Annotated in this window: 17 protein-coding genes; 12 read left to right on the forward strand and 5 right to left on the reverse strand. The window is 40.0% G+C overall.

Annotated elements, in window-relative coordinates; all coding sequences use genetic code 11:
* Positions 1-2 precede the first annotated feature (2 nt).
* The 7 genes from AAW12_RS01245 to rodA all read left to right on the forward strand — a co-directional run bounded on the left by AAW12_RS01245 (position 3) and on the right by rodA (position 8,104).
* Positions 3-335 carry a 2Fe-2S iron-sulfur cluster-binding protein gene (locus tag AAW12_RS01245; protein WP_046671813.1) on the forward strand — a complete coding sequence of 111 codons (333 nt, stop codon included), beginning with the start codon at positions 3-5 and terminating at the stop codon, positions 333-335.
* Between the two features lie 253 nt (positions 336-588).
* Positions 589-1,899, forward strand: coding sequence for an NAD(P)/FAD-dependent oxidoreductase (locus AAW12_RS01250; RefSeq protein WP_046671814.1), 1,311 nt, complete (start codon positions 589-591; stop codon positions 1,897-1,899).
* 466 nt (positions 1,900-2,365) lie between these two features.
* Positions 2,366-3,391: a rod shape-determining protein gene (locus AAW12_RS01255; protein WP_046671815.1), complete on the forward strand. Its 1,026-nt coding sequence runs from the start codon at positions 2,366-2,368 to the stop codon at positions 3,389-3,391.
* A gap of 91 nt (positions 3,392-3,482) precedes the next feature.
* The gene (gene mreC, locus AAW12_RS01260) at positions 3,483-4,325 is read left to right on the forward strand and encodes a rod shape-determining protein MreC (protein WP_046671816.1); all 843 of its coding nucleotides are present in this window, start codon (positions 3,483-3,485) and stop codon (positions 4,323-4,325) included.
* 43 nt (positions 4,326-4,368) lie between these two features.
* Positions 4,369-4,836: a rod shape-determining protein MreD gene (locus tag AAW12_RS01265; protein WP_231585175.1), complete on the forward strand. Its 468-nt coding sequence runs from the start codon at positions 4,369-4,371 to the stop codon at positions 4,834-4,836.
* Between the two features lie 27 nt (positions 4,837-4,863).
* Positions 4,864-6,846 (forward strand): penicillin-binding protein 2, encoded by a 1,983-nt coding sequence (gene mrdA, locus AAW12_RS01270; protein WP_046671818.1) that lies wholly within the window; start codon positions 4,864-4,866, stop codon positions 6,844-6,846.
* On the forward strand, positions 6,839-8,104 hold the full coding sequence (gene rodA, locus AAW12_RS01275) for a rod shape-determining protein RodA (RefSeq protein ID WP_046671819.1): 1,266 nt from the start codon (positions 6,839-6,841) through the stop codon (positions 8,102-8,104). The genes mrdA and rodA overlap by 8 nt, the downstream gene beginning before the upstream one ends.
* A gap of 103 nt (positions 8,105-8,207) precedes the next feature.
* On the opposite strand, the gene AAW12_RS01280 is transcribed toward rodA, so the two are convergent.
* Genes AAW12_RS01280 through AAW12_RS01295 form a run of 4 tightly spaced genes read right to left on the reverse strand, consistent with a single transcriptional unit; the run spans position 8,208 to position 11,030 of the window.
* A complete protein-coding gene (locus AAW12_RS01280; RefSeq protein ID WP_046671820.1) occupies positions 8,208-9,062 on the reverse strand; it encodes a nucleoside phosphorylase in 855 nt (284 codons plus the stop codon).
* Positions 9,059-9,676, reverse strand: coding sequence for an IMPACT family protein (locus tag AAW12_RS01285; RefSeq protein WP_046671821.1), 618 nt, complete (start codon positions 9,674-9,676; stop codon positions 9,059-9,061). Before AAW12_RS01285 ends, AAW12_RS01280 begins: the two co-directional genes overlap by 4 nt.
* Complete coding sequence (locus tag AAW12_RS01290) at positions 9,673-10,539, reverse strand: EamA family transporter (protein ID WP_046671822.1); 867 nt, start codon at positions 10,537-10,539, stop codon at positions 9,673-9,675. Before AAW12_RS01290 ends, AAW12_RS01285 begins: the two co-directional genes overlap by 4 nt.
* A gap of 14 nt (positions 10,540-10,553) precedes the next feature.
* Complete coding sequence (locus AAW12_RS01295; protein ID WP_084823036.1) at positions 10,554-11,030, reverse strand: thermonuclease family protein; 477 nt, start codon at positions 11,028-11,030, stop codon at positions 10,554-10,556.
* 559 nt (positions 11,031-11,589) lie between these two features.
* Between AAW12_RS01295 and AAW12_RS01300 the strand changes: the two genes are divergently transcribed.
* From AAW12_RS01300 to AAW12_RS01320, 5 genes are all read left to right on the forward strand, one after another.
* Positions 11,590-12,414, forward strand: a complete 825-nt coding sequence (locus tag AAW12_RS01300; protein WP_046671823.1) for a prephenate dehydratase — start codon at positions 11,590-11,592, stop codon at positions 12,412-12,414.
* Positions 12,415-12,460: 46 nt separating this feature from the next.
* Positions 12,461-13,573: a chorismate mutase gene (locus tag AAW12_RS01305; protein ID WP_046671824.1), complete on the forward strand. Its 1,113-nt coding sequence runs from the start codon at positions 12,461-12,463 to the stop codon at positions 13,571-13,573.
* Positions 13,573-14,823: a 3-phosphoshikimate 1-carboxyvinyltransferase gene (aroA, locus tag AAW12_RS01310; protein ID WP_046671825.1), complete on the forward strand. Its 1,251-nt coding sequence runs from the start codon at positions 13,573-13,575 to the stop codon at positions 14,821-14,823. Before AAW12_RS01305 ends, aroA begins: the two co-directional genes overlap by 1 nt.
* A gap of 203 nt (positions 14,824-15,026) precedes the next feature.
* On the forward strand, positions 15,027-16,133 hold the full coding sequence (gene aroC, locus AAW12_RS01315) for a chorismate synthase (protein ID WP_046671826.1): 1,107 nt from the start codon (positions 15,027-15,029) through the stop codon (positions 16,131-16,133).
* Entirely contained in the window at positions 16,120-16,974 is an 855-nt protein-coding gene (locus AAW12_RS01320) for an ROK family protein (RefSeq protein ID WP_046671827.1), read from the forward strand. Before aroC ends, AAW12_RS01320 begins: the two co-directional genes overlap by 14 nt.
* 57 nt (positions 16,975-17,031) lie before the next feature.
* Here AAW12_RS01320 and AAW12_RS01325 read toward each other — a convergent pair whose 3' ends face one another.
* A complete protein-coding gene (locus AAW12_RS01325) occupies positions 17,032-19,446 on the reverse strand; it encodes a thiamine pyrophosphate-dependent enzyme (protein WP_046671828.1) in 2,415 nt (804 codons plus the stop codon).
* Positions 19,447-19,634: the final 188 nt, after the last annotated feature.

A 19,634-nucleotide genomic window follows, 5' to 3' on the forward strand; every position in this document is an offset into this window, starting at 1 on the left:
CCATGGACGATAATTTAATTCAAGTCACTGTTATAGATCGGGATGGGGCCGAAAATATCCTGGAAGTTCCGACCGATATCAATCTTTCACTCATGGAGATTTTAAAGGCATCCGACTATGAAATATTGGCCACTTGCGGTGGTATCGCGCTGTGCGCTACCTGCCATGTCGAAGTTGTCGAAGGCCTGCATACACTTCCCCAAGCGAGTGATCAAGAACTCGACATGCTGGACACGCTTCCGGACGCCGATGATCAAAGTCGACTTGCCTGTCAGCTGTATCTACAGAATAACAACAACGGCATGAAAATCAAGATCAAAGGCGCGCTACAATAGTATCATCATTGTGTATTTTATACACAATGATGATACTATACATCGTTTTTTTTCAAAGGGTACAATGTACACTATAAAGGGCTAAAAATCAAACAACTACAAAACATATTATTGAAAGAATTAGCCTCTTTACAATAAAATTCACAACATATCAGCATAATAAATAAATATTTTTTAGCTTTTTGAGCCAAAATTTAAGATATTTGCAGCTTAATTCGATTGTACCGAATTTTTACAACAAACTATTAAAAATATGCCAAGCAATAGTTCAAATAGAAAATTCCCAAGAGTAATCATTATTGGTGCTGGATTTGGAGGAATTGAAGTTGCTAAAAAGCTTAAAAATAAGGAAGTTGAAGTTCTGTTGCTGGACAGAAATAACTTTCATACTTTTCAACCATTGATGTACCAAGTTGCCACGGGTACTCTTTCAGCGGACTCCATCTCCTTCCCTGTTCGCAAAATGTTCAAAGGCCAAGACAACTTTCATTTTAGACTTGCCGACGTAAAAAGCGTAGACAATGAGGCTAAGATTGTGAGAACGGATGTTGGTGATTTTGACTATGATTATTTAATTGTTGCGACAGGTGCTACCACGAACTTCTTCGGAAATCAGCAAATCACAAAATATGCTTTGCCGATGAAAAACATACAAGAAGCATTAAATATTCGAAGCTATGTTTTACAGAACCTTGAAGAAGCGGTACGGATAGAAAACCCTGCTGATCGTAAAGCTAATTTGAATTTTGTCATTGTTGGGGGCGGTCCAACAGGTGTAGAACTTTCGGGAGCAATCGCAGAAATCAAAAACAATGTTCTTGAGAAAGATTATCCAGAATTGAAAAAATCTGAGATGTCGGTTTACCTGGTAGAAGGACTTCCAAAAGTATTGGCTAACTTATCTGAAAAATCTTCTAAAGATTCAGAAAAGTACCTCAAAGATTTGGGTGTAGAAGTATTATTGAATGTTCAGGTAACTGGATATGATGGCAATTCAATTACTTTCGCCGATGGCAGAAGCATTGAAACAAAAACTGTTATCTGGGGAGCAGGTGTAGCTGGGCAATATCCGAATGGTTTCAAAAAGGAGATTATCCAACGTGGTAACCGTATACAGACAGATGATCAATGCCGTGTTATTGATATGCCAGGGGTCTATGCTATTGGTGATGTTTCGGCATTTATCACAGATGATCTTCCTCGTGGCTTACCTGGTGTTGCACCGGTAGCGCAACAGCAAGGGGCATATGTTGCAAAACACATTCTCCAAACCATGTCCAATCAACCAACAGAGAAATTCAACTATTTTGATAAAGGATCCATGGCTACGGTAGGTCGTAACAAAGCTGTCGTCGACATGGGAAAAATCCATTTCAATGGATTCTTTGGCTGGATGACATGGATGTTTGTCCACTTGATGTCCATCTATGGATTCAGAAATAAATTGATCACATTCGTCAACTGGTCGATCAAATTTTTCACCAAAAACAGTGGTGTGCGTTTGATCTTCCACAAATATGATGAGCCAACTCCAGAGGAAAAACAAGCAGAAACTGCCCAATAATCTATCGGAGTTTAACAGCATAGTTCAATATTACAGCGGCATTATCCCAAACGATAATGCCGCTGTTTCTTTTATCTTTATTAACCTTCTGAAGCTGTTTCTCTTCGCCATATTAACCTACTGAATAGGCTTCTAAAACGTTGTGACGGCTTCGCTTATTAGCTCTTCATAGCATTTGAGTCTTTAGCTAGTTTTCAAAACCACCTTTTCACTTTTGGATTCTTGCTCCTTGTGCTCCATGATTTAAAAAACACCCACTTATTTCTTAATTTAACACGGCGTCCAATTAAAAATAACTTCAGCCGGGACGTAAGAATTACAGATTATATTCGTTAAATTTAAAGACAGTTTTTTCCAGATAGAATTTACTTTCAGAATATAGTTTTTTTTGATGTATAACCTCAAAAAGATTAATTTTTTTTGTGTAGGTTTGCATATTATTTTAAAATAGCTTAAGGATTAGCAGATGGGCTTATTTAATTGGTTTACGCAAGAAGTTGCGATTGACTTGGGTACTGCAAATACCCTAATAATTCATAATGACAAAGTAGTAGTGGATGAACCTTCTATTGTTGCATTTGACCGCACCACAAACAAAGTGATCGCCATTGGTCGCCAGGCCATGCAAATGGAAGGTAAAACACACGATAATATAAAGACAGTACGTCCTTTACGTGATGGAGTAATCGCTGATTTTACGGCAGCTGAACACTTGATCAGAGGTATGGTCAAATTGGTAAACAATGGTAAGAGCTGGTTTTTCCCTTCCCTACGTATGGTTGTTTGTATTCCTTCCGGTATTACGGAAGTAGAGAAAAGAGCTGTACGCGATTCAGCGGAAATTGCTGGTGCGAAAGAAGTCTACTTAATTCATGAACCCATGGCTGCTGCTGTCGGCATCGGAATTGATGTGGAAGAACCAATGGGTAATATGATTATCGATATCGGTGGTGGTACCACTGAAATTGCTGTCATCGCTTTATCGGGTATTGTGTGTGACCAATCTATTCGTGTTGCAGGTGATAACTTCGACTCAGACATCGTTCAATACATCAGAAGACAACATAATATCATGATCGGTGAACGTACGGCTGAAAAAATCAAAATTGAAGTTGGTGCGGCTCTTCCTGAGTTACAGGAACCACCAGCAGATTTCGCCGTTCAAGGTCGTGATTTGATGACGGGTGTTCCTAAGCAAATTACTGTTTCTTATACCGAAATAGCGCATTGTCTGGATAAGTCCATATCAAAAATTGAGGAAGCGATCTTAAAAGCACTTGAAATCACTCCACCAGAATTATCAGCGGATATTTATCAAACAGGTATCTATCTTACCGGTGGTGGTGCCTTATTGCGTGGTTTGGACCGTCGTATACAAGCGAAAACTAAACTTCCAGTGCATATTGCTGAAGATCCATTACGTGCTGTTGTAAGAGGAACTGGTATTGCACTTAAAAATATTGGACGATTTAAATTCTTGATGCAATCATAACGTTCGATAATTAATAACAATATTTTATTAAAGAGCGATATAATATGCAAAACTATTATATCGCTTGCTTATTAAATACCCACATTAAAAAATGAGAAACCTTTGGTTATTCCTGAGACGATATAATGCATTCTTCTGGTTTATCCTATTTTTTGGATTCTCGTTATTTTTGGTGATCACCAACAATTCTTTCCAACGTAATTCTGTTTTAAATTCTTCAAATAGTATCATCGGAGGCCTGTATGCAAAGGTCAATTCCTGGAAAAGCTACCTGCACCTCGGGGAGACCAACGATGCACTTGCAAAGGAAAATGCACAACTGAGAAAGGACTTACAAGCCTATCGATCAACAGACAGCATCAAGATCGGTCCTGTCCCGGCAATCGATAGCAGTGAGTTTGGGCGTTACGAATTTATTATTGCGAATGTCATCAACAATAGCATTCACCAAAAGGCAAATACGATCACACTCGATAAAGGCAGTAAAGATGGTATAGAGCGAGGTATGGGTGTTATCGCTCCCAACGGAGTAGTTGGTATCGTATTGAATGTCTCCCCCAACTTCTCGACAGTGCAATCCCTATTGCATCCCGATACGCGTATATCCGTAACATTAGGCCACACCGAGGTCTTCGGCTCGTTGGTATGGGGCAATAGCATAGATTACCGCGCGGCAATGGTCAAGGAAATTCCAAACCATATCAAAGTCAACAAAGGAGATAAAGTGTACACCTCAGGATATTCAGGACATTTTCCAAAAGGAATTTTTGTAGGAACGGTCATTCAGACGGGGATTTCTTCAGGAGATGCTTTTTTGGATCTTAGGCTATTATTGAGTACCAATTTCTCCAACTTGCAACATGTCTACGTTGTAAAAGACCTGTTAAACAAAGAATTAAAGACACTAGAAGAATCGACAAAGGACAATGGCTAGGATTTTAATATTTAATATTATTCGATTTATCGTTTTGATAGGAATGCAAGTTTTCCTATTTCAAAATATCGGTTATTACAATCTGGTCGCTGCATTTCCTTATATTTTATTTATTTTTTTACTTCCGACAGGAACACCCAATTTCCTGGTGTATTTGATTGCCTTTCTAACTGGACTTACTGTAGATTCGTTTTATGATACCCTTGGTGTCAATACCGCAGCCTGTGTTGCCTTAGCAGCCTTCCGTATTTTCTTCATGAAAATTACGCTCGAAGTTGAAGAACGCGAATCTTTCTTTACCCCGATGCTGGGATTCATGAATATTCGCTGGTTCTTTTCCTACATCTTTTTCGGAACATTGATTCATCATACATTTTTGTATCTACTGGAATCTTTTTCCTTCCAGCACATCCAATACACCTTATTGAGTATCGTTTTAAGTTGTATATTTACAGTAATTATCATGCTATTATTTAGCATATTATTCTACAAAAAGAAAGATCGGTTGTAGTAGATCGATGGATAGAAATTCATTTCTATGAACAGTTTTTTTGCGCGTAAGTACGTCGTTTCGGGAATCTTTATTGCCATCACCCTGACCTTGGTGGCACGCTTATTTTATTTACAGATCATAGACGATTCCTATATACATTCCGCAAACAGCAATGTGATGCGCAAGGTCATCGTTTATCCTGCAAGAGGGGTTATATTGGATCGAAAGGGAAAGGTCCTGGTTCAGAACGAACCGGTATATGACCTCATGGTTACTCCACGTGAGGTGAAAGAAATCGACACTGCTTTGTTTTGCAAATTGATAGACATTGACAAGGAGGGCTTTATCAAACGGATGGAAAAGGCAAGAGTACACTCGCCTTACCGTGCATCTATTTTTGAAAAACAGCTTTCTGTACGGACATGGGCTCAATATCAGGAATACCAATATCAATTTCGCGGCTTCTATGTCCAAAAAAGAACGATCAGAAGTTATCCCGACAGCATCGCAGCTCAATTTTTGGGTTATGTAAGTGAGGTAAATGATAAAGATATTGAACGCTCCAATGGGTTTTATCGCAGTGGTGACTACATTGGTCGCAGTGGAGTAGAACGTTCTTATGAAGATCTTATTCGCGGGAAGCGCGGTGTCAACAACTTAATGGTTGATGCCCTGAACCGTCCAAAAGGGGTGTTTATGGAGGGGAAATACGACACACTTGCTGTTGCAGGGGAAGGACTGGTTTCCTCTTTGGATAAAGACCTTCAGATTCTTGGGGAGAACCTCATGAAAAATAAATTGGGATCCATTGTCGCCATTGAGCCTGCAACGGGTGAAATCTTGGCCTATGTCAGTAGCCCGAGTTACAACCCCAACATGATGGTCGGCAGGCAGTCCGGCAATAATTATATGAAATTATTGAAAGACGAAACCAAACCACTTTTTAACCGCCCTATTCAAGCCTCTTACCCCCCAGGCTCTGTATTTAAGGTTGTTTCAGCATTGACGGCGCAACAGGCAGGTGTTATTGACCGCAATACGGTATTTTTCTGCCCACATGGATATAGCTATGGTGGTGGACGCGGCTGGATGGGCTGTACGCACTATCATGGATCAACCACATTACAGCGCTCTGTAGCCGTATCATGCAATACCTATTATGGATTTACCTATGCTAAGATGATCGATGGACGTGGGCTTTCGGGACCTAAGGCCTACGATCTATGGCGTAATGCCGTGACACAGTTTGGAATTGGTCATAAACTAGGCATTGATCTACCGGGTGAAAAACCGGGTTTACTACCGACATCGGATTTTTATACCAAACGATACGGTAACGATAAATGGCGTTCAAGTTTCAATATCTCCTTATCTATTGGGCAAGGGGAAATGGGAATAACACCGTTGCAAATGGCCAACATTATGGCTATCGTTGCCAACAAAGGCTTTTATTACAGACCTCATTTGATTAAAGGTATTGGTGCACAGAAAATTGCCAAGAAGGAATTTACCGAAAAAGTCAGTGCCGGAGTGGATGAACGGTATTATCCTGTTGTTATCCAAGGGATGAGTGATGCTGTTAATACACCCGAAGGTACCGCTTGGGCCAATCGTATCCCGGGCATTGAAATGTGCGGAAAAACAGGTACAGCGCAAAACCCTCATGGTGAAAACCATGCCGTTTTCTTTGCTTTTGCACCGCGAGAGAACCCCAAAATTGCCATTGCTGTCTTTGTTGAAAACGCGGGTTACGGTGGTACCTGGGCAGGACCTATCGCAAGTATGATGGTTGAGAAGTACCTCAAAGACACGATAACTGCACCAAAATATATTCAGGATCGCATTTATAAAGCGAATTTTCTTCCTGCACCCAAAAAAGTTGTGGATCCAAAGACTAAAGATGTAAAAAAGACAGACTCAGTCAAGTCGAAAACCGACACGTTAAAATCAAAACGCCAGCTGGCGGCTTTAACAAAACCAAAGGAAACAATTGTTCACCATAGCGAGATAAAGAGAAGATATGAATAATCAAAAAACGAGTTTCTTTGGAAAGATAGACTGGCTAACCATCACGCTTTGGCTTGCGCTATGCTTAATTGGCTTATTCAATATCCGTGCAGCGGTGTTTAATCCTGAAATGCCCAATTTCTTTACCTTAGGGACCAATTATGGAAAACAATCGTTGTATCTTGTTTCCGCAATTATTCTAGGGGTATCCATTCTGATCATAGACGCGAAATTTTTCAGTTCCGCCTCACCGATATTTTATGGTATAACGGCTGTATTGCTTGTCATCGTGCTCGTGGTAGGGCGAAATGTCGGCGGAAACCAAGCCTGGATTGACCTGGGTTTTTTCCGCTTACAGCCTTCAGAATTTGCTAAACTTTCAACCTGCCTGCTCTTGGCTAACTTTTTAAGTTCTCAGAGTAATAAAGCTCCGACCATGCAAACACTGGCCATGGGAGCCGGTATTGTCTTGTTTCCTGTATTTTTGGTTATGTTACAGCCTGATACGGGATCTGCCCTTGCATTCTTTTCGTTGATTTTCGTATTCTACCGCGAGGGTTATGTAAATAATGAACTGCTTATATTTGGCGGGCTCTGCATTTTGCTTTTTGTCCTTTCTTTATTGGTTAATCCTTGGATACTTATCTTGATTTTAGCATTGCTTATTGGCCTTGTCATGTGGAACTACCGCAAGAGAAGAAAATACATTATCAATCTAAGTATACTTTTTGCAGCCTGCGCTGTATTTATTCTCTGTGTGGACCTGGTATATGAGCATGTGCTACAGCCCCATCAACGTGACCGTATTGACATTATCCTGGGTAAAATGGAAGACCCCAAAGGAAAAGGATATAATTTGAATCAGTCGAAGATTGCAATTGGATCAGGGCAGCTCCTAGGCAAGGGTTACCTGCAGGGAACGCAAACAAAATACAACTTTGTACCTGAGCAGAGCACGGACTTTATTTTCTGCACCGTTGGAGAAGAATGGGGATTTGTTGGATCGGTTACCTTATTACTTATCTATCTCACCCTACTGCTTCGCATTATTCATATAGCCGAACGACAGCGTTCAGCCTTCGCCAGGATATATGCATACGGTGTAGCGTCCATTCTCTTTTTTCACTTATTTATCAATATCGGTATGACCATCGGTATTGTTCCGGTTATCGGGATTCCGCTGCCTTTTATTAGTTATGGTGGTTCATCCTTGTGGAGTTTCACCATTTTACTGTTCATCATGCTTAAATTTGATTCAAATAGAAAAGGAGTTGTCTAAAAACAACTCCTTTTCTATTTGAATCAATATTTAATTCTTTTCAACTCTTTTACCGCATCATTGAGAAAGACTATCATCGCCTCTGCATGACGCAGAAAAATTGTTAAATGCGTTCCAAAACGAGCTGTATGGCCTTATCAACAACTTCTTCAGGTGCGGAAGAAAACCGGCCATCTACCCGACTTGCCAAGATCGCATTGATGGATAAAGCTTGATGTCCAAACATGTTAGCCAACGCATAAATACCAGCTGTTTCCATTTCCAGGTTAGTGAAGCGCTGACCTTTATATTGAAAGGAGTTGATCAAATCTATAAAATTAGGAATCGTGTTCGTGGAGCGGACAGTCCTTCCCTGCGGAGCATAAAATCCGGGCGCAGTTAACGTAACTCCCTTCGGTAAATCAAAGGCAATTCGATCCAGAAGGCCTGTACCAGCTTTCGCAACGTAGGGGTTTAGGTTTAATGCGGAGAAATATTTGGCTAGTTCTACCTGAAGCGCCTGTTCCTCGCCGTCGTAAGATCCCTGATAGTAGTTCATCAATGCATCAAGACCTACTCCATAAGCAGAGGCTAAAATAGTTCCCATCTCGACATCTTGTTGTACTGCTCCAGAAGTTCCAATGCGTACAATATGCAATGAGCTGAGCGTCGACTTTACTGTTCTATTGGCAAAATCAATATTTGCCAGCGCATCCAATTCATTCAACACAATGTCAATATTATCAGTACCTATACCTGTTGAGATTACCGTCAACCGTTTATTTCCCAGATAGCCGGTATGCGTAATAAACTCACGCTTCCCTTTTTTGAGCTCGATACGGTCAAAGTACTTCGATACTTTGGCTACACGGTCTGGATCGCCAACTGTAATTACTGTACCTGCCAGATCTTCCGGCAATAAATTCAGATGGTATATACTTCCATCTGCATTTAAAATCAATTCCGATGCGTTGATCATATTGTATACAAATAGCTTAACTGACAACCTTCTATTTTGGAAAACCGATCCACAATGCGATTGACCTGCATTTTTCGGACTTCAAACTCCAAATAACACTGATTATCAAACTCTTGCTTTTCAATTTCCACGCCCTCTTCCTTTATGATCCGCATAATATCATTCATATGCAGGTAATCAAAGGTAATACTATAATGGTCATTCACTGTACGCTCGATAATTTCGGCTTGGGTCAAAGCATCTTGGGTTGCCGATTTGTAGGCATTAATCAAGCCTGGAACCCCCAACAAAGTACCACCGAAATAACGAACGACAATGACGATAACGTTGGTGACATCCAAAGATAGGAGAACGTTTAAAATAGGCCGTCCTGCAGTCCCCGAAGGTTCTCCATCATCATTCACACGAAAGACCGCACGATCAGGTGTGAGGCGATAGGCCCAACAATGATGCCTCGCTTTCGGGTGAATCGCCTTCACTTCCAAAATTAGATCTTTTAATTGATCTTCGGATTTAAAAGGAAAAGCATAAACAATAAACTTACTGCCCTTATCCCTAAAAATTCCCTCGTATTTTGCAGCAATAGTCCGGTAAGTATCTTCAAATAAACTCATTGATATGCTATGATTAAAACTGAAACAATAGAAAGCGCTATACCCAGATAATTCAACAACGATAGCCTTTCCTTAAAAAATAAGACGCCGATTAATGCACCCAATGAAATCACGCCAATGTTCATCCCCGTAAATACAACTGATGGATTTTCTGGTAGCGCACGATGCGCTTTCATATAGAATAGGACGTTACAGAAGTTAAATACACCCAAAACCAATCCATAGCCCATAGCTTGCCTTGAAAAACGTTGTTTTTCCACAAAAAGGAAATACAGCAATAGCACCATTGCAATACACATCGCCATCACAAAGATAATAAATAGGGAACTGATATAAGGTATATCGACATGCAAGGCGACTTGTTTGAAGAGGATATCAATTATGCCCATACCGATAAATACCAATAACGGGTAAAGCGTTTTATAACGACTATCTGCCGAACTAACATACAGATTCTTTTGCCAACCAATAGAACAGAGGATGGCCAATAAGCCAAGAGCTATTCCCAGCATCTTGTGTCCTTCCATTTTTTCATGAAAAAAGAAAAATGATGCAAGCAAAGGAATAAACAACGATAGGCGCTGTGCAATCTCTGTCTTGACCAGACCGCTATAGCGAATGGACAAAGCAATAAAAACAAACATTCCAGGAAGTAATATCGCCAGGCTCGTATACAACGTCACCGGCATAGCATCCCATACCAGCGATTTTAGATCTGGTTGTAATACAAAATAGGTCAGTGCAACTGCCATGGGGTAATTCCAAACGATAACCTGTTTGGTTTCGACTCCATTTTGTTTTGCCAATTTTAATAAAACAGCAACAGTGACGCTGCAGATGACACTTAATAAAACAAAAATCATGATTCAAATTTCATTTATCTCCAAAGGCCACGTTTCTCCTGACGAGCCTGACGCTCCAATTTTACAAATAATTCTGCATATTGTACATTTGGTGCCAGCGTATAGGATACTGCATACCCTTGTTCAACCAAATCCCGATTGATAAATCTCTTTCCAACATACACATAGGCAAGAAGTCTTCCATACCGATCCCGTTTTCCAACATCAAAGACCAACTTCACACTTTTCCCGTTTAACATCGCCGTTAAATACTGCTTTGCTTCTTGACCATAGTACCCGATTTCCTTCCGCGCAGTACGTCTCGTTTCCGGAGCATCTACCCCTATCAACCTAACTTTATCCCCTTTTGGGGTTCCATTTTCAATGACAAAGGTATCGCCATCAATAACACGCTTTACTTTGGCGTCCTTTTCCTCTCCTTTAAAAGTGAAACCTGTCAACAACAAACAGATCACACTTACACACACATAAAAATTAATTCGTTTTAGCATAAAATCCAGCGTTTGCCCAAAGGTAGTAAAATACTTTTTTAACAAAACAGCTAAAAAAACGATAATATTAACATTAAAAACACCTAAATTTAATATAAAAATATAGCTAAAAAACACGTAAAAATACAGCAATTTATTACACATAAAATAACACAAAAATAGAGCTTATTATAGAAAAATAATGACAATAAAAATAATTAAAATACTAAAAATCAATATTATAATAAAATAAAAATTGAAAAAAAATTAAAAATAAACAAGTAAAATACAGCTAAAAAAAACACACAAAAAAAACATAAAAAATTCATTAAATAAATCAGATATTTTCAATAAAAAATTATTTTTTTCTTTGATATTTCAAAAACATTCGTACATTTGAAATGTCAAACAACAACAGGATGAACAGAACATATACATATTTCTATTTTAACTTCTTTTATTTTAAAAATAAGAGCCGGGATTAGATTGTGTATAAATCATAAAAAATACAAACAAGAAGAGTCCCGGTTCAAATGATCGGGACTCTTTTTTTTGGAGACAACATAGCGAACAAAAAACAATGAGTTTAAAAATTGCAATACAGGGAGCAAAGGCTTCATTTCATGAAGAGGCCGCATTTAAATTTTTCGGAAGAGAAGTTGAAATTGTAGAATGTGATTCATTTAAAAAAACTTGTGAATTGCTGAAGCAAAGAAAAGTCGACTATATCGTTATGGCGATCGAAAATTCAATTGCGGGAAGCTTATTGCCGAATTATAATTTATTGAGAGATTACAAGTTCCATATTACTGGGGAAGTTTACCTAAACATCCAACAGAATCTCATGGTATTGCCGGGCGTTAAATTAAAGGATATCAAACACATCGAATCGCATCCGATTGCTATTCGCCAATGCGAAGAATTTCTTTCTGAACTTGAAGGCGTACGCATAACCGAGGGATCTGATACGGCTGCAACTGCAAAAATGATTGCCGAGCGAAAATTGACGGATACTGCGGCAATTGCGGGGACATTGGCCGCTGAAATATATGGTCTTGAAATATTAGAAAAGAGAATCGAAACCAATAAAAAGAACGCAACGCGTTTCCTCGTACTATCGAATGAGGTTGTCGAACATAAAAATGCCAATAAAGCGTCATTATCATTCCAAACAGGAAATACAGTGGGATCTCTGGCGACTATTTTACAATGTTTTGCTGAACAGAATATCAACTTGAGCAAGATTCAGTCAATGCCGGTAATCGGAAAACGCAATGAATATGATTTTTTCGTTGACGTAGAATGGAAAAAACAAACAGACTACGAAGCAGCTATACGTAAAGTACTCAAACATAGTGTCAATTTCAACATTATGGGCGAATATGTCAAAAACGAAAAACTATAATTAACAATTTACGCAGACAATATTAAAATAGATAATCAAACTTAACATGAAAAATACATTAGACATCACTCCTTTAAAATCTTGGTTGGACACAGGAGACAAACCTTTAATTATCGCGGGTCCTTGTAGCGCAGAAACAGAAGAGCAGCTGGTATCAACAGCGCATTTGTTGGCAAATACCGGAAAAGTAAATATTTTACGCGCTGGTATCTGGAAGCCACGTACCCGTCCGGGAGAATTTGAAGGTATCGGTTCAATTGGTTTGGAGTGGTTGAAAAGAGCGAAAGAAGAAACAGGTTTATTAACAGCTACTGAAGTTGCTACAGCAAAACACGTGGAAGAAGCTTTGGCTGCTGGTGTGGACGTACTATGGGTAGGTGCACGTTCAACGGCAAATCCATTTACCGTACAAGAAATTGCTGACGCTTTACAAGGAGTAGATATCCCAGTATTTGTTAAAAATCCTGTAAACCCCGATTTATCGTTATGGATCGGTGCATTGGAACGTATCAACCGTGCTGGTATCAAAAAATTAGGTGCTATCCATAGAGGTTTCTCTTCGTACGAGAAAACAGCATTCCGTAATGAACCAATGTGGGATTTAGCGATTCAGTTAAAAACTGCTTGTCCAAACCTACCGATCATCAACGATCCAAGTCACATCTGTGGAAACCGCGAATTGTTACCGTACATCGCACAAAAAGCAATGGATATGGATATGCAAGGATTGATTATCGAATCCCATATCGATCCATCTGTCGCTTGGACTGACGCAAAACAACAAGTAACGCCAGCTGCATTGGCCGAGTTGATCGACCATTTGACATTACGTAAAGCTGCTTCGGACAACCCTTCATTTGAAGACAAATTAGCAGAATTGCGTAGCAACATCGACAAATTAGATGATTTGATCATCCAAAAAATCGGTGAACGCATGAAAATTGCGGAGAAAATAGGCGAGTACAAACGCGATAACAACGTAACAATTTTGCAAGTCAACCGTTGGGATGAGATTGTTCAAAAACGCACAAAATTAGCGGAAGCGCTTTCTTTGGGTAGCGAATTTGCGACAAAATTCCTCGAATTAATTCACAACGAATCTATCCGCAAACAAAATGCGGTCATGAATACGCAAGAGCAACCAACAGCAGAAGCATAATGAATCAACAAGTCATCACGCTGACGCATCCTTCAAAAAAGATACAGGGCACGGTCCAACTCACAGGTTCAAAATCTGAGAGCAACCGTGCTCTTATTATCCAATCGCTAAGCAAAGGACAAGTTGAAATAGCCAATCTCTCTGAGGCTGCAGATACGGTTACTCTTAACCGCGTGTTGCAAATCGCATCAGAACCGCAACCCGGTTATAATACGATTGACATAGGCCCTGCGGGAACAGCTATGCGCTTCCTTACAGCCTACCTCAACCTTGTTAAAGGAAATTTTATCCTGACAGGGACCGAGCGCATGCAACAGCGTCCAATTGGGATATTGGTCGATGCCATGAAAGAAATTGGCGCCGAAATCCATTATGAAAAAAAGGCGGGTTACCCTCCTTTGAAGATTGAAGGCGGATTATTTCAAGGAAAAGACCGTGTTAAGATTAAAGGAAATATCAGCAGTCAATATATATCGGCCCTGCTATTAATTGCTCCGGCATTAAAAAAGGGACTTATCTTAGAGATTGAAGGCGAATTAACTTCCAGACCTTATGTATCCATGACTTTGGATATGCTTAAAAGTGTCGGGATCCAACATGAATGGACGGAGAATGCGATTAAAATTGCACCGCAAGCTTTTGAAAAGCAAACCATATATGTCGAACCAGATTGGAGCGCAGCATCCTATTGGTATGCTATTGTAGCACTAGCTGATGCAGATGCCTCGATCGTATTGCCCGGACTAAGACAACATAGTTTACAGGGCGATATTGCCATCACAGACATTATGGAGCATTTTGGGGTTTATTCGAACTTTGAATCGGATGGATTGCATTTAACTAAAAAAGAAATCAATTCAGACAAAACCTTGTTCGACTTTAAAGAATGCCCTGATCTTGCGCAAACAGTAGTCGTTGTCGCAGCTGCTTTAAAACGTGATGTTTCCTTTACAGGTCTAGAAACCTTAAAGATTAAAGAGACCGACCGTATTGCTGCATTGCAGACCGAAATCGCGAAGTTCGGTGCTGAATTGATCGAAGATGGTGACACATACCATCTGAAAACTGCAGGTGTATATCAACCAGAAGATGTGACCTTCGAGACTTACGAGGATCACCGCATGGCAATGGCATTCGCACCTTTGGCTTTAGTTTTTGACCAAATCAAGATTGCTGAACCTCAGGTTGTAGAAAAGTCATATCCTGATTTTTGGAAACATTTACAAGCGCAAGCTTTTATAATTGACTAACATATCAAAAACAGGGATTAACATCAATATTAATCTCTGTTTTATGATACAATCTCCCAGATAGCCTTTTAGCTTGGGACAAAAATTGTGATGTAATCTATTAGGCCATCTTCGAGTTACAGACTCATAATTTGTATTCAGTCTGGTGCTTTAGAATTGCATTTAAAGGCAAATTTATCTAAGTTTATTGAAATTTAATTTTTATGGCAGGAAATTCATTTGGCGATTTATTCAGAATTAGCACTTTCGGCGAATCACACGGCAAAGCTATAGGTGTAATTATTGATGGTTGCCCTTCAAATATAACAATAGACGAGGAATTTATCCAGTCTGAGCTCGACAAACGAAAACCCGGTCAATCTAAGATCACGACACAAAGAAAAGAAAGTGATACTGCACAGATCTTATCTGGCGTATTCGAGGGTAAATCAACGGGAACACCAATAGCAATTGTTATTCCAAATGAAGACCAGCGTTCGAAAGATTACACCCATATCAAAGATATCTTCAGACCTTCCCATGCTGATTTCACTTATCAGATGAAATATGGCATACGTGACTATCGTGGTGGTGGACGGTCCTCGGCGAGGGAAACCGCTGCCCGTGTTGCTGCTGGTGCTGTAGCAAAAAGCTTTCTGAATCAATTTGGCATCGAAATCTTTGCCCACGTTTCGGGAGTAGGTACTATTGAGGCGCCAAATGTAGATACCAAAGACCTCAAAGCTCTGCTTGAATTGCGAGAGGCTAACATTGCACGTTGTGCAGATCCAGCAACAGCCAATGAAATGGTTGAGTTTATCGACTCGGTCAGAAAAGCAGGTGACACCGTTGGCGGACGTATTTCGGCTGTCATCAGACATGTGCCTGTGGGATTAGGCGAACCGGTCTTTGATAAGCTCCATGCAGACCTTGCTAAAGCAATGATGAGCATCAATGCGGTACATGGTTTTGAATATGGTTCAGGTTTTGCAGGTTCGGAGTTGCGAGGTTCCGAACATAATGATATATTTGTAGCAGATGACCATGATTTAAATCGAGTGCATACACATACCAACTTCTCTGGAGGGATTCAGGGTGGGATTTCAAATGGTATGGATATTACTTTCAAAGTAGCATTTAAGCCTGTTGCCACTATCATGAGAGATCAAGAAACAGTGGATATCCATGGCAACCCTGCTATTGCAAGTGGCAAGGGGAGACATGACCCTTGTGTTGTTTCGAGAGCAGTAATTATTGTGGAAGCTATGGCAGCACTTGTAATCGCGGATCATCTACTTAAAAATCAAAGTTACAAACATGCTGCAAGATAATTATGTCGTAGGTGTTGATATTGGAGGCACACATATTTCTGCCTGTATCATTGACACAAAACAATGGAATATATACTTAGAAAACGTGGCCAGAAACCACGTTTTTTCTCAAGGAGATGCTAAAACGATTTTACAAACCTGGGCGTCAGCTATACGCGATATCATAGCCACCTCTCCGGCTCCTATTCAGTTCATCGGCATTGCCATGCCGGGACCCTTTGACTACGAAAATGGAATATCTAAGATACAGGGACAAAGCAAATATGACAATCTGTACAACATGGATGTCAAAGCGCTTTTAGCTGAAGAGCTGGGACTTCCGCCTACGTCTATCCACTTTATCAATGACGCAGCAGCCTTCCTACAAGGTGAAATATTCGTACAGAACTTGCAAACAAACAAACGGATATTAGGAATTACGTTGGGTACTGGACTCGGATCTGCGGTATGGAATCAAGGTGAAAAAGCCTATGATGCCGCCCTATGGAACAGCCCTTACGAAGATTGTATTTTCGAAGAATTTCTTGTGACACGGTGGTTCATCAAACGTTTCAAAGAAGTAGCAGGAAAAGATGTTACGGGACTTAAAGATATTTTAGATCATCATCGGGAAACTAAGGAATTTCAAATCATCAAAGATGAATATGCTAAACATCTCTTTGATTTTATGCAGTTCTTTGCAGAGAAACATGCTGCTGAAATATTTATAGTCGGTGGCAATATTGCTAAGGCGCTACCTATTTTCATTGGTGACCGAAAAGAATTTGAAAGATTTCAAATTTATACAGCAATACTTGGCGAAAAAGCCGCTATGATTGGCGCTGCGAGTATATTCAATTAAGATATCATCCCAACCGTTGGAATATTTAGCTTAGTAAAGCAAAAAGATATCCATCTATTAAAACATAGATGGATATTTTTCTGGATTAGCTTCATGCATAATTGCATACACTGTCTCGACAACATCATCAGAAGATGGCTTCGAGAAATAATCCCCATCGGAGCCATATGGCGGGCGATGTGCTTTTGCAGTCAGTGTTCTCGGCTGACTATCCAATAGATAGTAGCCATTTTGCTTCTCTAATATCTCTTGTAAGATGAAAGCTGAAGCCCCACCGGGCACATCCTCATCCACAATAAGTAGTTTATTTGTTTTCTTAAGCGATTCGGCACAAAGTTTTCCTTTGTCAAAAGGCTGCAATGTTTGTGCATCAATAATTTCGATGAATATCCCCAAACGTTCCAATTCCACGGCCGCTTCTTCAACGACACGTAAAGTTGACCCATAGGATACCACCGTGATATCCCGCCCCTCTTTCACACATTCGGCATAACCGATTGGCACCGTAAATTCACCAACGTTTTCTGGTAGACGCTCTTTTAGACGATACCCATTCAGACATTCGACAACGATAGCAGGTTCGTCAGAGCGGAACAAGGTATTGTACATACCTGCTGCCTGGGTCATATTACGCGGCACACATACATGCAGACCTCTCAAAGATCCTAAAATTACCGACATGGGCGATCCGGAATGCCATATACCTTCCAATCGATGGCCACGTGTACGAATAATTAATGGTGCTTTCTGACCAGCAAAGGTGCGATAACTTAAACTTGCCAAATCATCACTTGCTACTGTAATGCCATAAATTAAGTAATCCAGGTATTGAATCTCAGCAATTGGGCGAAGTCCACGGATTGCCAAACCTAGTCCTTTTCCTATAATTGAATTCTCCCGAATACCAGTATCAAATACACGATGCACACCCAGCTTTTCTTGTAAACCCGCAAAACCTTGGTTCACATCCCCAATCTTACCGACATCCTCCCCAAACGCCAATAATCGTTCGTCACGTCGGAAGTTCTGTTCAAAACATAGATTCAAGACCTCACGTCCGTCGACCACTTTAGCTTCTTCACTGTAGACGGCAGGTACGACCGTCACATGAGCAGGTGAATCTACACCATCTGTAAATAATTTTGAATTATAACGTTTCTCATTCAGTTCCTGCTTCTCTTTGTACCAATTTAATAATTGCTGGCGCCCATCGCTATGCTGACCTTTAAGCTCGTGCAACACCTTGCGAACCTGGCCATAAACTTCTTTCAAAGAAGGCTCAACCATCGATTGCAATTTCTTTGACGCAAAATCAGCCCGCTCATTTGGAATACCCTGAAGTAAATCAATAGCTTCCCGAGCTTCGATGCTCAATGTTTTAATATAATCGGCCCAAGCTCGTTTTTGTTCTTGACGAACATGGTCTTTAGCATGTTGATCCAATTGATCCAATTCTTCTGTGGTAGCAATACCAGAACTTACGATCCATTCTTTCATTTTCGCGATACAATCGAAATCAGTTTCCCATTGCAATCTTTCTTGCGATTTATACCGTTCGTGTGAACCTGAAGAAGAGTGTCCTTGAGGCTGCGTCAATTCGGTCACATGAATCAGACATGGAATATGTTTTTCGCGAGCAATTTGGGCGGCCTGCTCGTAGGTTTCACATAAACCCGCATAATCCCATCCCCTCACTTTGAATATCTCGATTCCGTTTGTCAGATCTTCCTTCTGAAAACCTTTGAGGACTTCGGAGATATCTCCTTTTGTTGTTTGAATTTCATTAGGCACAGATATCCCATACCCATCATCCCAAATAGAAATCACTGTTGGAATCTGGTGAACACCTACGGCGTTGATGACTTCAAAAAATACGCCTTCAGAAGTAGCAGCATTTCCGATAGTGCAGAATGCAACTTCATTTCCTTTATTTGAAAAATAAGATAGATAGTCTAAATTTCTATTCTGCTTATACAACTTAGAAGCCAGGCCCAAGCCCAGCAATCTTGCCATCTGACCGCCAGTGGTCGAAATATCTGAAAACGAGTTTTTCTGAACCATTTGATCCAACCAGTTACCTTGGTCGTCCACAACACGCGTGGCAAAATGGCAGTTCATTTGCCTTCCTGCAGAAGAAGGATCTGCCTCAACATCGGGATGGGCATATAATTGAGAGAAAAAATGATAGACATCACTGATGCCAGAAGCAAATATAAATGTTTGGTCACGGTAATATCCCGACCGCCAGTCCCCATTTCTGAAAACTTTAGCCATCGCGATTTGTGCCAATTCTTTTCCATCGCCAAAAATACCAAACTTAGCCTTACCTGTAAGCACTTCTTTACGTCCCAATAAACTCACGTAACGACTTTCTAAGGCAGTTCGATAATCATTCACAATAATCTTTTTGAACTCGTCAAAGCTCAAAGTGGAAATAGATTCATTGTTTTGGTCAAATGCAGTATCAAACATATTCTTTTTTGTTTCAACAAATTTAACAAAAATATTATTCTATATAATTGGTGTTTATCAAATAAATTGATAATCAATAATTCAGATTTGAAATAGAATATTCTAATTTCTCAAATTAGTACTTTTTGACAAAAAATCCTAATTTTTACAGATTTTTAATTCCAATCAGCAGGCAAAAACACCATTGT

The sequence above is a fragment of the Sphingobacterium sp. Ag1 genome, assembly GCF_000988325.1.
Classification (GTDB): Bacteria; Bacteroidota; Bacteroidia; order Sphingobacteriales; family Sphingobacteriaceae; genus Sphingobacterium.

Bases quoted from the DNA above. Each gene is read 5' to 3' on its own strand.
- aroA (WP_046671825.1), top strand. From the start codon at position 13,573: ATGAATCAACAAGTCATCACGCTGACGCATCCTTCAAAAAAGATACAG.
- mreC (WP_046671816.1), top strand. From the start codon at position 3,483: ATGAGAAACCTTTGGTTATTCCTGAGACGATATAATGCATTCTTCTGG.
- AAW12_RS01280 (WP_046671820.1), bottom strand. From the start codon at position 9,062: ATGATCAACGCATCGGAATTGATTTTAAATGCAGATGGAAGTATATAC.
- AAW12_RS01325 (WP_046671828.1), bottom strand. From the start codon at position 19,446: ATGTTTGATACTGCATTTGACCAAAACAATGAATCTATTTCCACTTTG.
- AAW12_RS01290 (WP_046671822.1), bottom strand. From the start codon at position 10,539: ATGATTTTTGTTTTATTAAGTGTCATCTGCAGCGTCACTGTTGCTGTT.
- mrdA (WP_046671818.1), top strand. From the start codon at position 4,864: ATGAACAGTTTTTTTGCGCGTAAGTACGTCGTTTCGGGAATCTTTATT.
- rodA (WP_046671819.1), top strand. From the start codon at position 6,839: ATGAATAATCAAAAAACGAGTTTCTTTGGAAAGATAGACTGGCTAACC.
- aroC (WP_046671826.1), top strand. From the start codon at position 15,027: ATGGCAGGAAATTCATTTGGCGATTTATTCAGAATTAGCACTTTCGGC.
- AAW12_RS01300 (WP_046671823.1), top strand. From the start codon at position 11,590: ATGAGTTTAAAAATTGCAATACAGGGAGCAAAGGCTTCATTTCATGAA.
- AAW12_RS01295 (WP_084823036.1), bottom strand. From the start codon at position 11,030: ATGCTAAAACGAATTAATTTTTATGTGTGTGTAAGTGTGATCTGTTTG.
- AAW12_RS01255 (WP_046671815.1), top strand. From the start codon at position 2,366: ATGGGCTTATTTAATTGGTTTACGCAAGAAGTTGCGATTGACTTGGGT.
- AAW12_RS01285 (WP_046671821.1), bottom strand. From the start codon at position 9,676: ATGAGTTTATTTGAAGATACTTACCGGACTATTGCTGCAAAATACGAG.
- AAW12_RS01245 (WP_046671813.1), top strand. From the start codon at position 3: ATGGACGATAATTTAATTCAAGTCACTGTTATAGATCGGGATGGGGCC.
- AAW12_RS01265 (WP_231585175.1), top strand. From the start codon at position 4,369: ATGCAAGTTTTCCTATTTCAAAATATCGGTTATTACAATCTGGTCGCT.
- AAW12_RS01305 (WP_046671824.1), top strand. From the start codon at position 12,461: ATGAAAAATACATTAGACATCACTCCTTTAAAATCTTGGTTGGACACA.
- AAW12_RS01320 (WP_046671827.1), top strand. From the start codon at position 16,120: ATGCTGCAAGATAATTATGTCGTAGGTGTTGATATTGGAGGCACACAT.
- AAW12_RS01250 (WP_046671814.1), top strand. From the start codon at position 589: ATGCCAAGCAATAGTTCAAATAGAAAATTCCCAAGAGTAATCATTATT.